Origin of the sequence: Pseudomonas palmensis, assembly GCF_049942755.1 — a bacterium.
Lineage (GTDB): Bacteria > Pseudomonadota > Gammaproteobacteria > Pseudomonadales > Pseudomonadaceae > Aquipseudomonas > Aquipseudomonas palmensis.
This window is the reverse complement of the sequence record NZ_CP187958.1, coordinates 879463-894017: the sequence shown is the minus strand read 5'-3', so window position 1 is coordinate 894017 and position 14555 is coordinate 879463. Positions and strand designations below refer to the sequence as shown.

14 protein-coding genes are annotated in these 14555 nt (G+C 65.9%); 3 read left to right on the top strand and 11 right to left on the bottom strand.

Annotated features, from left to right (window positions below; all coding sequences use genetic code 11):
• Positions 1–199: 199 nt before the first annotated feature.
• Positions 200–409: a cold-shock protein gene (locus ACPRTJ_RS04210; protein WP_038996759.1), complete on the top strand. Its 210-nt coding sequence runs from the start codon at positions 200–202 to the stop codon at positions 407–409.
• Positions 410–517: 108 nt separating this feature from the next.
• Here the strand turns inward: ACPRTJ_RS04210 and ACPRTJ_RS04205 are convergent, their stop codons facing one another.
• The 4 genes from ACPRTJ_RS04205 to ACPRTJ_RS04190 all read right to left on the bottom strand — a co-directional run bounded on the left by ACPRTJ_RS04205 (position 518) and on the right by ACPRTJ_RS04190 (position 5647).
• Positions 518–895 (bottom strand): hypothetical protein, encoded by a 378-nt coding sequence (locus ACPRTJ_RS04205; RefSeq protein WP_043863238.1) that lies wholly within the window; start codon positions 893–895, stop codon positions 518–520.
• 19 nt (positions 896–914) lie between these two features.
• A complete protein-coding gene (locus tag ACPRTJ_RS04200; RefSeq protein ID WP_054915009.1) occupies positions 915–1727 on the bottom strand; it encodes a putative RNA methyltransferase in 813 nt (270 codons plus the stop codon).
• Positions 1727–2878: a succinyl-diaminopimelate desuccinylase gene (dapE, locus tag ACPRTJ_RS04195; RefSeq protein WP_043863240.1), complete on the bottom strand. Its 1152-nt coding sequence runs from the start codon at positions 2876–2878 to the stop codon at positions 1727–1729. The genes ACPRTJ_RS04200 and dapE overlap by 1 nt, the downstream gene beginning before the upstream one ends.
• A 177-nt stretch (positions 2879–3055) precedes the next feature.
• Positions 3056–5647: a glycosyltransferase gene (locus ACPRTJ_RS04190; RefSeq protein ID WP_043863241.1), complete on the bottom strand. Its 2592-nt coding sequence runs from the start codon at positions 5645–5647 to the stop codon at positions 3056–3058.
• Positions 5648–5936: 289 nt separating this feature from the next.
• Here ACPRTJ_RS04190 and tcdA point away from each other — a divergent pair, with 289 nt between their 5' ends.
• Complete coding sequence (gene tcdA, locus ACPRTJ_RS04185; protein ID WP_058541484.1) at positions 5937–6761, top strand: tRNA cyclic N6-threonylcarbamoyladenosine(37) synthase TcdA; 825 nt, start codon at positions 5937–5939, stop codon at positions 6759–6761.
• Here the strand turns inward: tcdA and ACPRTJ_RS04180 are convergent.
• The 5 genes from ACPRTJ_RS04180 to pncA all read right to left on the bottom strand — a co-directional run bounded on the left by ACPRTJ_RS04180 (position 6740) and on the right by pncA (position 10586).
• A complete protein-coding gene (locus ACPRTJ_RS04180) occupies positions 6740–7150 on the bottom strand; it encodes a SufE family protein (protein ID WP_100633075.1) in 411 nt (136 codons plus the stop codon). The two genes, tcdA and ACPRTJ_RS04180, sit on opposite strands and share 22 nt — an antisense overlap.
• Complete coding sequence (locus ACPRTJ_RS04175; RefSeq protein ID WP_054915006.1) at positions 7147–8352, bottom strand: cysteine desulfurase; 1206 nt, start codon at positions 8350–8352, stop codon at positions 7147–7149. The genes ACPRTJ_RS04180 and ACPRTJ_RS04175 overlap by 4 nt, the downstream gene beginning before the upstream one ends.
• 54 nt (positions 8353–8406) lie before the next feature.
• A complete protein-coding gene (dapD, locus tag ACPRTJ_RS04170; protein ID WP_043863245.1) occupies positions 8407–9441 on the bottom strand; it encodes a 2,3,4,5-tetrahydropyridine-2,6-dicarboxylate N-succinyltransferase in 1035 nt (344 codons plus the stop codon).
• Positions 9442–9480: 39 nt separating this feature from the next.
• The gene (locus ACPRTJ_RS04165) at positions 9481–9828 is read right to left on the bottom strand and encodes an ArsC family reductase (protein WP_043863246.1); all 348 of its coding nucleotides are present in this window, start codon (positions 9826–9828) and stop codon (positions 9481–9483) included.
• Between the two features lie 68 nt (positions 9829–9896).
• On the bottom strand, positions 9897–10586 hold the full coding sequence (gene pncA, locus ACPRTJ_RS04160; RefSeq protein WP_043863247.1) for a bifunctional nicotinamidase/pyrazinamidase: 690 nt from the start codon (positions 10584–10586) through the stop codon (positions 9897–9899).
• Positions 10587–10744: 158 nt separating this feature from the next.
• Between pncA and ACPRTJ_RS04155 the strand changes: the two genes are divergently transcribed.
• Entirely contained in the window at positions 10745–12391 is a 1647-nt protein-coding gene (locus ACPRTJ_RS04155; RefSeq protein WP_043863248.1) for a Na+/H+ antiporter, read from the top strand.
• Positions 12392–12500: 109 nt separating this feature from the next.
• Here the strand turns inward: ACPRTJ_RS04155 and ACPRTJ_RS04150 are convergent, their stop codons facing one another.
• Both ACPRTJ_RS04150 and dapC read right to left on the bottom strand, forming a co-directional pair.
• Entirely contained in the window at positions 12501–13244 is a 744-nt protein-coding gene (locus ACPRTJ_RS04150; protein WP_052504292.1) for a M12 family metallopeptidase, read from the bottom strand.
• A gap of 94 nt (positions 13245–13338) precedes the next feature.
• Positions 13339–14532 carry a succinyldiaminopimelate transaminase gene (dapC, locus tag ACPRTJ_RS04145; RefSeq protein ID WP_426428187.1) on the bottom strand — a complete coding sequence of 398 codons (1194 nt, stop codon included), beginning with the start codon at positions 14530–14532 and terminating at the stop codon, positions 13339–13341.
• Positions 14533–14555 lie beyond the last annotated feature (23 nt).

The following is a 14555-nucleotide window of genomic DNA, read 5'->3' as shown; positions in this document are numbered from 1 at the left end:
GATTCGAGCAGATGCTCAGTAGGTTAGTGTGCCGTATCCGCGCAAGTTCAGCAAAAAGCGCCCCGGTCATGAAAATTGTTGAATGGCTGCGTTATAGTCGGTCCGCCACTTGCAGGACAAATCCGCAAGCGGCGTAGGTGGGGCCTGGTGAGGTCCTGCCGACAAGGCGATTCCAAAATAAAAATCCGGAGTAGTTCAGATGTCGTCTCGTGAGACTGGAAGTGTGAAGTGGTTCAATGACGCCAAGGGATATGGCTTCATTCAGCGTGAGGGCGGTGCGGATGTGTTCGTGCATTACCGCGCGATCCGCGGTGAAGGGCATCGCACCCTGCTGGAAGGGCAACAGGTCGAGTACAACCTGACCCAGGGCCAGAAAGGCCTGCAGGCCGAAGACGTAGTGGGGCTGTAAAGCGGCAGGCGCCAGCCTTGCTGGCGATGGGCTGCGCAGCAGCCCCTTGGCCCGGCGATGCCGGGCTTCGCCAGCAAGGCTGGCGCCTAAGCAAAGCCGGTCAACGGCTCAACTGGTACGCCAGGTGATCTCTTCCTCGCCATCGGCGCTGATGCGGATCCAGCGGTCGGCGTCTTCTTCACCTTCCTCTTCCACCCAGCTACCCGGCGCGCAGCGCACTTCGACATTGAGTGCGGCGAATGCGGCGCGGGCGCAGGCGATGTCGTCCTCCCACGGGGTCTGGTCGCTTTCCAGGTACAGGCTGTTCCATTTGCCCACAGCCTTGGGCAGCCAGGTAACAGGTACGTTACCGGCCTTGCACTTGTAGGTCTGGCCCTTCTGCTGCCAGTCGCTGCACGGGCCGAGGGCCTGGCCCAGCCAGGCGGCGATCTGCTTGTGATCGACGTCGGCGTCCTTCAGGTAAATCTCGATATCGGGTTGGCGCATGGGGCTCTCCGGGTGCGGCTCAGTCTTGGCGCACAAAGTAATCGTAACGCATCGATACCGTCACCTCTAAGGGCTCGGGGTGATCGATGACGGCCGCGCGTCTTTCTGCGCTGGCGCGCCAGCCATGGGGGGTCATGGCCAGCAGGTTGGCGCGGTCGGCCGGGGCCGCCAGGCTCAGGCGAAACTCCAGCACTTCGCCGTGGGCGTGGTGCATGCCCTCGGGCACCAGTGCCAGGTGCTTGTCGTCGGCATAGTCGCGCACTTCATCGTACAGCCGTTCGCGCAGTTCCATCAGGTGACCGCGGGTGGGGCCGACCCGCATCAGGCCGCCGCCGGGGCTGAGCAGGCGCCTGGCTTCCTGCCAGTCCAGCGGGCTGAACACGCTGGCCAGGAACTGGCAGCTGGCATCGGCCAGTGGCACCCGGGCCATGCTCGCCACCAGCCAGGTGAGTGCCGGGTTGCGCCGGCACGCACGCTTGACCGCCTCGCGGGAGATGTCCAGGGCATAGCCGTCGGCCTGGGGCAGGGCGTCGGCCAGTTGCGCGGTGTAGTAGCCTTCGCCGCAACCGATGTCCAGCCAGCGCGCGGGGGCGCGCTCGGCCGCAAGCTCGGCCAGGCGCCGTGCCACCGGGGCGTAGTGCCCGGCATTGAGGAAGTCGCGACGTGCCTCGACCATGGCCTGGTTGTCGCCAGGGTCACGGCTGTTCTTGTGCTGCACCGGCAACAGGTTCAGGTAGCCCTGGCGCGCCCGGTCGAAGCGGTGCCCGGCAGGGCAGCCGACACCGTTGTCCAGGGCGCCGAGCGCGGCGCTGCAGATGGGGCAGATGAGCATCAGACGAGCAACCGGGTCAGGGTCTGGTAGTAGATCTCGGTCAGCACGTCCAGGTCGCTGGCCAGGACCCGCTCGTTGACCTGGTGAATGGTGGCGTTGACCGGGCCCAGTTCGACCACCTGGGTACCCAGGGTGGCGATGAAGCGCCCGTCGGAGGTGCCGCCGCTGGTGGAGGCCTGGGTGTCGCGGCCGGTCACGGCCTTGATGCTGGCCGACACCGCGTCGAGCAGGTCGCCCGGTTCGGTGAGGAACGGCAGGCCCGACAGCGCCCAGTCCACCTGCCAGTCCAGGCCGTGCTTGTCGAGGATCGCCGCCACGCGGGCCTGCAGCCCTTCGACGGTCGACTCGGTGGAGAAGCGGAAGTTGAACAGTGCGGTCAGCTCGCCTGGCACCACGTTGGTGGCGCCGGTCCCCGAGTTGAGGTTGGAGATCTGGAAGCTGGTGGGGGGAAAGAAATCGTTGCCCTCGTCCCAGTGCTCGGCGGCCAGTTCGGCCAAGGCCGGGGCGGCCAGGTGGATCGGGTTCTTCGCCAGGTGCGGGTAGGCCACGTGGCCCTGCACGCCACGCACGGTGAGCCTGGCGCCAAGCGAGCCGCGACGGCCGTTCTTGACCACGTCACCGACCAGGGTGGTGCTCGACGGCTCGCCGACGATGCACCAGTCCAGGCGTTCGTTGCGCGCCGCCAGGCGTTCGACCACGGCCTTGGTGCCGTGATGGGCCGGGCCTTCCTCGTCGCTGGTGATCAGGTAGGCGACCTTGCCCTTGTGGTTCGGGTAGTCGGCGACGAAGCGCTCGGTGGCCACGATCATGGCGGCCAGGCTGCCCTTCATGTCGGCCGCGCCACGCCCGCAGAGCATGCCGTCGGCGTCGATCAGGGCGTCGAACGGGTCGTTGGCCCAGGCCTGCACCGGGCCGGTGGGCACCACGTCGGTGTGGCCGGCAAAGCACAGTACCGGGCCGTCGTCGCTGCCGTGGGTGGCCCAGAAATTGTCGACGTCTTCGATGCGCATCGGTTCGAGCATGAAGCCGGCATCGCCCAGGCGCTGCATCATCTGTTTCTGGCAGTCGAAGTCCAGCGGGGTCACCGAGGGACGACGGATCAGGTCGCAGGCCAGTTCAAGGGTAGGCGAGAGGTCGGCTGGGGCCGTCATGAAGGACTCCGGGGTGCAAGGCTGGGGCAAAAAGAAGGGGCGTTATCTTATAGCAAAAGTGCGGGGAAGGGACTGTGGATCTGTGCTGTCTGTGCGGGCCTATCGCGGGTCAAGCCCGCTCCCACAAGGTACTGCGCAATCCCTGTGGGAGCGGGCTTGACCCGCGATGGCGGTTTATCAGGCGGCAGGTGCGGGCTGCGTGACATCCGCGGGCTTGGGCAGCGACGACAGCATGGCCATGATCAGCGCCGCCAGGTACGGCAGCGATTGCACCAGCAGCATGGTCACCCAGAAGCGCATGTCGTTGCTCGGCAGGCCCTGCACCAGGTAGATGCCCAGCGCCGCGCCCCACAGCAGCAGCATGATGAACAGCTCCTCGCGGGCCTCTGCCAGTGCCACCAGCAGCCCGTGGCTGTCGGCGTTCTTCGGCGTGCGGAAGAACGGAATGCTGCTGGTGAAGAACCCGTACAGTACCGCCTTGGCAATGGTGTGCGACAACGCCAGCCCCGCCAGCGCCGCCGAGAACGCGTCCTTGAGGTTGACCCCTACCGCGCGGCGGTACAGGAACACGATCTTGCCCACCTTGAACACGAACAGCGCCAGCGGCGGGATCGCGAAGATCAGCAGCGGCGGGTCGACCCGCTGCGGCACGATGATCATGGCCGCCGACCACAGCAGCGCACCCACTGTGAAGAAGATGTTCATGCCGTCGGCGATCCACGGCAGCCAGCCGGCCAGGAAGTGGTAGCGCTGGCCGCGGGTCAGTTGGGTGTCCTTGCCGCGCAGCAGGCTGGAGGTGTGGCGCTTGATGATCTGGATCGCGCCGTAGGCCCAGCGAAAGCGCTGCTTCTTGAAGTCGATGAAGGTGTCGGGCATCAGGCCCTTGCCGTAGCTCTCGTGGGAATAGGCTGCCGAGTAACCCTTCTCGAACACGCGCAGGCCCAGTTCGGCATCTTCGCAGATGCACCAGTCGGCCCAGCCGAGCTCTTCGAGCACCGAGCGCCGGGTCATGGTCATGGTGCCGTGCTGGATGATTGCGTCACGGTCGTTGCGGGTGACCATGCCGATATGGAAGAAGCCCTTGTACTCGGCGTAGCAGAGCTTCTTGAAGGTGCTTTCGTTCTGGTCGCGGTAGTCCTGCGGCGATTGCACCACGGCGATCTTGGGGTCGGCAAAGTGCGGCACCATGTGCTTGAGCCAGTTGCGGTCGACACAATAGTCCGAGTCGATCACCGCGATCACTTCGGCGTCCTTGGCGGTGTGCGGGATCAGGTAGTTCAGCGCACCACCTTTGAAACCTGCCAGCGGTGCCACATGGAAGAACTTGAAGCGCTCGCCCAGCAGCTCGCAATGGGCCTTGAGCGGTTCCCACACGGCCGGGTCCTTGGTGTTGTTGTCGATGATCAGCACTTCGAAGTCCGGGTAGTCCAGCGCCGCGAGGGCATCGAGGGTCTGCTTGACCATCTCCGGGGGCTCGTTGTAGCACGGCACATGCACCGACACCTTGGGCCGATAGGCGCTGTCGGCCTCCACCGGCAGGAACAGCCGGCGGCGCTTGTGCGTCCATACCGCCTCGGCCAGTTCATGGGCCTCGGTCAGCAGCACGATGAACACCCCCAGCGCGCCGAGCGCCAGCAGGAAACCCACGGTGAGGCTGAACCATGTGCTGTACTGCTGGCTGTAGTCATAGCCGATCCATACCAGCACCGAGCCGCACAGGAACGCGATGAAGGTCAGGAAGGTGCGCCCGCGCTGGCGCAGCGCCGAGCCGTCGATCAGCAGCAGGGTCAGCGACAGCATCGCCAGCACCACCGAGCCCACGGCCAGCACGCGCCACTGCGGAATGGCCACCACCGGGCCCTCGAAGTTGAATTTCTGCTGGCGCGCGGCATTGAACACGCCCCAGTAGGCGCCCACCGAACCTTCGTCACTGGCTTTCCAGGGCTGGTCGTAGGCTTCGATCACGAAGTAGTTGTAGCCCTGGCGGTTGAGCAGGTTGACCAGGCTGCGCAGGTAGATGGCCTGATCCGCCTGGGTGGCGTCGGCACCGCCGCGCATGCGGCCATTGCTGGGCCAGCCGACCTCGGACAGCAGCAGCGGCTTGCGCGGGAACAGTTGCTTGAGCTCGCGGGCGCGGTCGAGCACGAACTGCTCGGCCTGGCTCACCGGGATGAATTCCCAGTAGGGCAGGATGTGCGCGGCGATCAGGTCGGCGTGCCCGGCAAGCTCGGGGTTTTCCTTCCAGATGTGCCACTGTTCGCTGGTGGTGACCGGCACCTTCACTGCGGCGCGCACGCGGTCCATGTAGTCCATCAGGGCCTGGGGGGTGACCTCTTCGCGAAACAGCGCCTCGTTGCCGACCATCACCCGCACCACGCTGCGCGAGGTGTTGGCCAACTGGATGGCGGTCTCGATTTCGCGCTCGTTGCGTTCCAGGTCGGGGCTGATCCACACACCCAGGGTCACGCGCAGGCCGAACTCTTCGGCCAGACGCGGGATCAGCGCCTGGGTGCCTTCCACCGTATAGATGCGGATGCTGTCGGTCAGCTTGCTCAGTTGCTCGAGGTCTTCGCGCAGCTCGGCTTCGGTCGGGTACTGGCCCTTTTGCGGGCTTTCGCCCAGGCGAAAAGGCGAATACGAGAAGCCGGAGATCTGCTCCGGCCAGTCGGGGGCGGACACCGGGCGGTTGATCAGTGCCCAGAACCCGGTGAATAGCGCGGCAATCGCCATGACGACCACCAGGTTGATACCAAATTTACGCGATGACATAGATATTTCGGGTTCCGAAAAGTGGAACGGGCAAGCGCCGGCGGGCACGGATCCTACGCACCAGGCAGGTAGCGTGGTATAGGAAACGGGTGCATGTAGCGCTTGGATTTTCCTCAGATGCTGAAGTTCTGAAGCCCGTACAATTGCCGTCCAAAGCAGGGTTTGCACCGGTCATTAAAGCAGGGTTGGCGCCAGGTTTACCAATTCATGGCAATCAGTGCGTCGGTTGCGGGCTGTCATCCTGCGTTGTGGGGCCTATAATGCGCGCCGGTTTTTTCAGGGTTGGGCCATGAGTACAGAAGATCCACGCTTTGCCGGTGTTGCCCGGTTGTATGGCCAGCAGGGCTTGCAACGCCTGCGCGAGGCGCATGTGGCGATCGTCGGCATCGGCGGTGTCGGCTCGTGGGCGGCCGAGGCCATGGCCCGCAGCGGCGTTGGCGAAATTTCGCTGTTCGACCTGGATGACGTGTGCGTGAGCAACACCAATCGCCAGTTGCATGCGCTGCAGGGCAACGTGGGCAAGCCCAAGGTCGAGGTGATGGCCGAGCGCCTGCGCGCAATCAACCCGGACTGCAAGGTGCACGCGGTGGTGGACTTCGTCACCCGCGACAACCTGGCCCAGACCATCACCGACCATATCGACTGCGTGATCGACTGCATCGACAGCGTGATGGCCAAGGCTGCGCTGATTGCCTGGTGCAAGCGGCGCAAGATCCAGGTGATCTGCACCGGCGGTGCGGGCGGGCAGCTCGACCCCACGCAGATCCAGGTGGCCGATCTCAACCGCACGGTCAACGACCCGCTGGCCTCCAAGGTGCGTTCGACGCTGCGCCGCGACCACGGGTTTTCGCGCAACGTGAGCCGCAACTACGGGGTGCCGTGCGTGTTCTCCACCGAGCAGTTGCGCTATCCGCTGCCCGATGGCGGTATCTGCCTGCAGAAGAGCTTCGTCGGGGACGGGGTCAAGCTCGACTGCTCGGGCGGTTTCGGCGCGGTGATGATGGTGACGGCGACCTTCGGCATGGTGGCTGCCAGCAAGGCCGTGGAGAAACTGGTGGGTGGCAAGCGCCGCCCGGCCGATCGCGTAGCGGCTCAGGCGCCGGCGGCGAGCTGAGCCATGCGCTGCAGCACGGCGTTCAGGCCGTTGCTGCGGGACGGCGAGAGCTGTCGGCCAAGGCCCAGGGCGGTGAACCAGGCGGGCAGGTCCAGCTGCTGCAGCTGGCTGCCGGTCAAGCCGTCGGCCCGCACCAGCAGCAGCGCCAGCAGGCCGCGCAGCAGCCGCGCATCGCTGGCGGCCTTGAAGTGCCAGCGACCTTCGACCTGCTCGGCCACCAGCCACACCTGACTTTCGCAACCGTGCACGCGGTTGGCCTCGCACTGCTGCGTCGCGTCCAGGGGGGCCAGGCGCTCGCCCCATTGCATCAGCAGGCGGGCGCGCTGCTCCCAGCCGGCAGCCTGTTCGAATACATCCAGCGCCTCGCGGGCGGCGTCGGGCAGGCTCATCGCAGCAGCTCCAGGGCCTGGTCCAGGGCGCTGAAGAAGCGCTCCAGGTCGTGGGAATCGTTGTACAGCGCCAGCGACACGCGGATCGCGCCGTCCAGGCCCAGGCTGTTGACCAGCGGCATGGCGCAGTGATGGCCGGCGCGCACGGCGATGCCCTGTTCGGTCAGCAGGTGCGCAAGGTCGGCATTGTGCACGCCCTCGACCACGAAGCTGGCCAGGGCCAGTTGCGGCGCGCCCAGTATCCGCACCCCTTCACGATCGTTGAGGCCGCGCAGCAGATGGCGGTGCAGGGCGGCTTCATGTTCGACCACGCTGGTAGCGTCGAGGCTGGCCAGGTAATCCAGGCTGGCACCCAGCCCGATCACGCTGGCGATCGGCGGCGTGCCGGCCTCGAAACCCAGCGGGGCGGGGCGAAAGCTCGACTGCTGGTAGCCGGCCAGTTGCACCATCTCGCCGCCGAACTGCCAGTGACGCAGCAGGCCCAACGCCTCGCGGCGCCCATAGAGCACGCCAAGGCCGTCCGGGCCATACAGCTTGTGACTGGAAAACACATAGAAGTCGCAGCCCAGTTGCTGTACATCGTGACGCCCGTGCACCACGCCCTGGGCGCCATCGACCACGCTGAGGGCGCCCTGGGCGCGGGCGTGGTCGAGCAACGGTTGCAGCGGCTGCCAGGTGCCGAGCACATTCGACAACTGGCTCACCGCCAGCACGCGGGTACGCGGGCCGATCAGTTGCAGGGCCGCCTCCAGGTCGATATGCCCGTTGGCGTCGAGCGGCAGGATCACCAGCCTGAGGCCGCGGCGCTGGGCCAACTGCTGCCAGGGCAGCAGGTTGGCGTGGTGCTCCAGGGCGCTGACGGCGATCTCGTCGCCCGCCTCCAGGCGCCATTCCAGGCCATAGGCCAGCAGGTTGAGCGCCGAGGTGGCGCCATGGGTGAACACGATCTGCTGCGCATCGGCGGCATTGAGCCAGGCGGCGACTTTTTCGCGGCTGGCCTCGAAGGCCTGGGTGGCAAGTGCGCCGGGCAGGTGCTGGGCCCTGTGCACGTTGGCCGCACCCTGGGTGTAGTAGTGGCTCAGGGCGTCGAGCAGGTGCTGGGGTTTCTGCGTGGTGGCAGCGCTGTCCAGGTAGGTCTGGTGCTGGCGTTGCAGGGCGGCGATGGCAGGGAAGTCTGCGCGCCAGGGAGAGGGCTGGAACATGATGTGTAGGGCCTGATATCGGGTCTGGCAGAGGGCCAGACCCGATCGTACCACTTAGTTGTGGGCGTGCAGCGCTTCGTTCAGCTCGATGGCCGACTTGTGGGTCTTGCACTCGACCGCGCCGTTTAGCGAATTGCGGCGGAACAGCAGGTCGGTCTGGCCAGCCAGGTCGCGGGCCTTGACCACCTTGACCAGCTCGTTGTTCTCGTCGAGCAGGTTCACCTTGGTGCCGGCGGTGATGTACAGGCCGGCTTCGACGGTGTTGCGGTCGCCCAGCGGGATGCCGATACCGGCGTTGGCGCCGATCAGGCAGCCTTCGCCGACCTTGATGACGATGTTGCCGCCGCCCGACAGGGTGCCCATGGTGGAGCAGCCGCCGCCCAGGTCCGAACCCTTGCCGACGAACACGCCCGCCGAAACGCGGCCTTCGATCATGCCCGGGCCTTCGGTGCCGGCGTTAAAGTTGACGAAGCCTTCGTGCATGATGGTGGTGCCTTCGCCGATATAGGCACCCAGGCGCACGCGGGCGCTGTCGGCGATACGCACGCCGCTCGGCACCACGTAGTCGGTCATTTTCGGGAACTTGTCGACCGAGAACACTTCCAGCAGCTCGCCCTTGAGGCGGGCTTCGAGTTGCTGCTCGGCCAGTTCGGCCAGGTCGATGGCGCCCTGGCTGGTCCAGGCCACGTTCGGCAGCAGCGGGAAGATGCCGGCCAGGCTCAGGCCGTGGGGCTTGACCAGGCGGTGCGACAGCAGGTGCAGCTTGAGGTAGGCCTCAGGGGTGGAGCTCAGGGTGGCGTCTTCGGCCAGCAGCGTGGCCACCAGCGGCTTGTTGCTTTCGGCCAGGCGGGTCAGCAGTGCAGCCTGGGCGGCGTCGACGCCCTTGACGGCCTCGGCCAGTTGCGCGGCCTGGGCGTTGCTGAACGCGATGGCCTGGTTGCCGCCTTCATAGCCCAGGATCGGGGCGACGGCTGCGACCAGCTCGGCGCTCGGGGCGAGCAGTGGCTGCGCGTAGAAGACTTCCAGCCAGGCGCCTTGACGGTTTTGAGTGCCGACGCCGAAGGCCAGGCTGAACAGTGAAGTGGACATGCGGTTACCTCTTGCGAAATTGAGTGAAGGCGTCGCGGTTCAGCGCAGGGCTGCCGCGTACAGGTCCGGTTTGAAACCGACCAGGGTCTTGCCGCCCAGGTCGAGCACCGGGCGCTTGATCATCGAGGGTTGTGCCAGCATCAGCTCGACGGCCTTGGCCTGGTCGAGGTCGGCCTTCTGCGCGTCATCGAGCTTGCGGAAGGTGGTGCCTGCGCGGTTGAGTACCACCTGCCAGCCGTGCTCGTCGCACCAGCGGTTCAGGTGGTCCCGGTCTATACCCTGGGTCTTGTAGTCGTGAAAGTCGTACTGGATGTGGTGTTCTTCAAGCCAGGTACGGGCTTTCTTCATCGTGTCACAGGCTTTGATGCCGAAGAGAATATAAGCCATTGAACGTTAAGGGCGCGCGGGCGTTCCCGCAGCCGCCCCGAAACTCCTCGAAGAATGGGTGGGCTGGATTATGCGACAACATCGGGCAGGGCGCCACGGCTGGCGCCGCCCAGTTGCCGCGCCTGAATGAACTGCACCCCGGCAGCCTGCATCTGTGCCATCGCCGCCGCGCAGGAGCCTGCGGTATCGATGGCGCGGCAGGCGTCCAGCACCACATAGGTGGTGAACCCTTTGCGGCGTGCGTGCAGTGCCGTCCAGGCCACGCAGAAGTCCAGGGCCAGGCCGCACAGGAACAGCGTGTCGATGCCGCACTCGCGCAGGTTGCCGGCCAGGCCGGTGGGGGTGGTCTGGTCGGCTTCGGTGAACGCCGAGTAGCTGTCGACCTGGCGGTTGCCGCCCTTGCGCACGATCAGCTGTGCGTGGGCAATGTTCAGGTCCGGGTGAAACTGTGCGCCGGGGCTCCCTTGAATGCAGTGGTCGGGCCAGAGTGTCTGCGGCCCGTATGACAGTTCGATGACCTCGAACGGATTCTTGCCCGGGTGGCTCGAGGCGAACGAGGCGTGCCCGGCCGGGTGCCAGTCCTGGGCCAGCACCACGCGCTCGAACTGGCGGCCGAGCTGGTTGACCAGCGGCACGATCTCGTCGCCACCGGGCACCGCCAGGGCGCCGCCGGGGATGAAATCGTTTTGCACATCGATGACCAGCAGCGCACGGTTGGGGCTATCGTGGGTCAATAGGGTCGACGCGGGGGTGATCATGCGAGGCTCCTCATTTGTAGCATTGTGTTACAGATTGCCGGCGGGTCTGCGACTTAGGTGGAGCGGTTGTGTTCATGCAGATCCCGGTAACATGTTGTTTCAATGGCATAACCCTGGCCGTTGAGCGTATTTGAAACTGAACAGGAAAAACACGCCGTATGCAGTCAGCCTATACCGTTCTCATCCTGCTGATGCTGGTCAGTGTCTCGAAACTGGTGGGGCGATTGATCCCGCTGCCACTGCCGCTGGTGCAGATTGGTGCCGGTGCGCTGTTGGCCTGGCCGACCCTGGGCCTGCACGTGGCCCTGGACCCTGAGCTGTTTCTGTTCCTGTTCTTGCCCCCGTTGCTGTTCTCCGATGGCTGGCGCATGCCCAAGCGCGAGTTCTGGCGCCTGCGCGGGCCGATCCTGACCCTGGCGGTGGGGCTGGTGCTGTTCACGGTGGTGGGGGCCGGCTATTTCATCCACTGGATCCTGCCGAGCATACCGCTGCCGGTGGCCTTTGCCCTGGCCGCCGTGCTGTCGCCCACCGACGCGGTGGCGGTGTCGGCAATCAGCCAGGATCGCCTGCCCACCCCGTTGATGCACATGCTGCAGGGTGAGGCGCTGATGAACGATGCCTCGGGCCTGGTGACGTTCAAGTTTGCGCTGGTGGCGGCGATCACCGGGGTGTTCTCGCTGGCCGAGGCCAGTGTGACCTTCGTGCTGGTGGCCGTGGGTGGCCTGGCCATCGGCGTGGCGCTGAGCTGGTTGGTGGGGCGCCTGCGGGTGTGGATGATCGCGCGCGGCTGGGACGACCCGGCCACCCACGTGGTGTTCATGCTGTTGCTGCCGTTCGCCGCCTATGTGCTGGCCGAGCGCCTGGGCGCCTCGGGCATTCTCTCGGCGGTGGCGGCGGGCATGATGCAGAGCTGGCTTGACCTGCTGCCGCGCCAGACCAGCACGCGCCTGCTCAACCGCAGTGTGTGGTCGCTGCTGGAGTTCGCCTTCAACGGCCTGATCTTCCTGCTGCTGGGCCTGCAACTGCCCGATATCGCCAAGGCGGTGACCAGCCATGAGGCATCGCTGTGGCCAACCCTGCTGTACCGCTGCCTGGATGTGGTGGCGATCTTCCTGGTGTTGCTGGCGCTGCGGTTCATCTGGGTGCAGAGCATCTGGCGCCTGATCGGGGTGATCCGGCGCTGGCGCGGCAAGGAAGACCTGGTGCTGGTGCCCAACGCGCGTTCGTGCTGGCTGCTGACCGTGGGCGGCGTGCGCGGGGCGGTGACCCTGGCGGGCGTGATGTCGGTGCCGCTGCTGATCGGCGCGGGCAAGGCGTTCCCCGAACGCGACCTGCTGATCTTCATTGCCGCAGGGGTGATTCTGCTGTCGCTGGTATCGGCCTGCATTGCCTTGCCGTTGCTGCTGCGCGGGGTGGAGAAGAGCCCCGACGATACCCTGCGCCAGGAGGCGCGCGAGGCCTGGCGGCGCACCGCCGAGGCGGCGATCCATGCGTTGGAGGCCGAGGAACTGGTGGAGCCCGGCGCGCCCCAGGATGCCTCCCAGGCCGCACTGGCCGCCGAGTTGAAGGCGCGCCTAATGGCCGAGTACCGGCAGCAACTGGACGTGTTCAACGACAGTGCCGAGGCCCAGGCGCTGGCCGCGCAGATGGATCAGCTGGAGCGACGCCTGCGCCTGCGGGCGCTGCGGGCGCAGCGCCTGGAGCTGTACAGCCTGCACCGCCAGCACCAGATCGGTGATGACGTGGTGCGCCAGGTGCTGGGTGAGCTGGACATGAGCGAGGCCAACCTGGGGCCGGTCAAGTGAAGTGCTCGGGGTCGCATGGCGGCCCCGCGCTGGGGGTCAGTCGCGCGGACAGGTCAGGCGCATGCTGGCGCCTAGGTCTCGCCCGCTGCCGGGCTGGGCGGGGTGTACTTCACGGGTGTACCGGGGTGAAGGGGTAGGCCTTGCCCGCCAGCGCCTTGTCGCCGTCACTGAGCTGCGCCGAGCCGGTGAAAGCCACATTGTTCAGGGTGAAGGTGGCCGGAATCGGGTAGTGCATGACCGAACCCGGGTCGTAGGCGTTGTGCAATGCCTGCGTGCGTTCGATCCTGTTGAGGAAGTTTTCAGCAATCTCTTCCATGGGCATGCCGACCTGTTCGGCGTATTCCAGCAGCTTGGCCAGGTTCCACTGGATGTCCGCATCCGGGTGCTGATGCTCATGGTCCAGGCCCAGCGCGTGCCCGAACTCATGCAGCACGCTGCGCTGGAACTGCTCATCGCCAGGCCAGTCGCTGAGGGTCATGGTGCTGTCTTCGCGGAGCAAGGCGTCGGTACCGACCAGTGAATGGTTGATCCCCGTGCCGCTTGGCTTCATCTCGATCCTGATCTGTGCCTCGGCCCAGTCGGCGGTGCGCTGGAACTTGAGGTTGGCGTACGCCAGCCATTGGCAGGCAACCTCGAAGATGCTCTGTTGCGTCTGTTCCGGTACGTCGGCCGCGAAGGCGATGAGCAGGGTGCGGCCCGGCGCCCACAGGCGGCTGTGGTAGGCAACGCCGCGTTTCTGACGACCCGAGCGCGAGGGCTGCGGGGCGTTGAGCGGGTTTTCTTTCAGGGCTGTTTCGTAGGATTGCTGCTGATCGGCCACCTGGGTGACCTTGCACAAGGTTGGTATGTCCATGCTGGAGCTCCTGTTGAGTGGAGCTCCATGATTGGCGGGCCGACCGGGCCTTGGGCGTTACTTATCTATCGGTCGGCCGACCAGGCGTACCGGCTCAGCCTTCGACGAATGCGCGGATGCGCTGGGCCGCCTCGACACATTCGGCAAGCGGGGCCACCAGCGCCAGGCGCACGCGTCCGGCCCCCGGATTGAAGCCCTCCACCTCGCGAGACAGGTACGAGCCCGGCACCACGGTCACGTGCTGCTGTTCGAACAGGTCGCGGCAGAACTGCGCGTCATCGCCGGGGGCCTTCGGCCACAGGTAGAAACCGCCGTCGGGCTTCTGTACATCCATTACCGGGGCCAGCACCTGCAGCACGGCGTCGAACTTCTCGCGATACAGGTCGCGGTTCTCCAGGACATGCGCCTCGTCGTTCCAGGCGGCGACGCTCGCCAGCTGGGTCTGTACCGGCATCGCGCAACCGTGATAGGTGCGGTAGAGCAAAAAGGCCTTGAGAATCTCGGCATCGCCGGCCACGAAGCCCGAACGCAGGCCTGGCAGGTTGGAGCGCTTGGACAGGCTGTGGAACACCACGCAGCGCTTGAAGTCGCTGCGGCCAAGTTCCACGCAGGCGCTGAGCAGGCCGGGTGGCGGGGCCTGCTCGTCGAAGTACAGCTCGCTGTAGCACTCGTCGGCGGCGATCACGAAGTCGTGCTCGTCGGCCAGTGCGATGAGTTTTTTCAGGGTGTCCAGCGGCACCAGTGCACCAGTCGGGTTGCCTGGCGAGCACAGGAACAGGATCTGGCAACGCTGCCAGATCTCGGCTGGCACCGCGTCGAAGTCCGGGTTGAAGCCGTTGCTGTCCAGGCACGGCAGGTAGTGCGGCTGGGCGCCGGCGAGCAACGCGGCACCTTCGTAGATCTGGTAGAACGGGTTGGGGCTGACGATCAGCGCGTCCTCACCACGGCTGACCACAGCCTGGGTGAAGGCGAACAGCGCCTCGCGGGTGCCGTTGACGGGCAGCACGTGCTGTGCAGCATTCAGCCAGCCGGCCGGTACACCGAAGCGGCGCTCGCTCCAGTGCACGATGCTTTCGCGTAGCGCGGGCAGGCCCAGGGTGGTGGGGTACACCGCCATCTTGTCGAGGTTGTCGGCCAGCGCCTTGGCCACGAATGCCGGCGAGGCGTGCTTGGGCTCGCCGATCGACAGGGCGATGGCGCGCTTGTCTGCGGCCGGCGTCACGCCATCGAGCAGGGCACGCAGTTTCTCGAACGGGTAGGGCTGAAGCTGGTTCAAAGCGTTGTTCATTGGCGCTGGGTCTCGTCAATCGG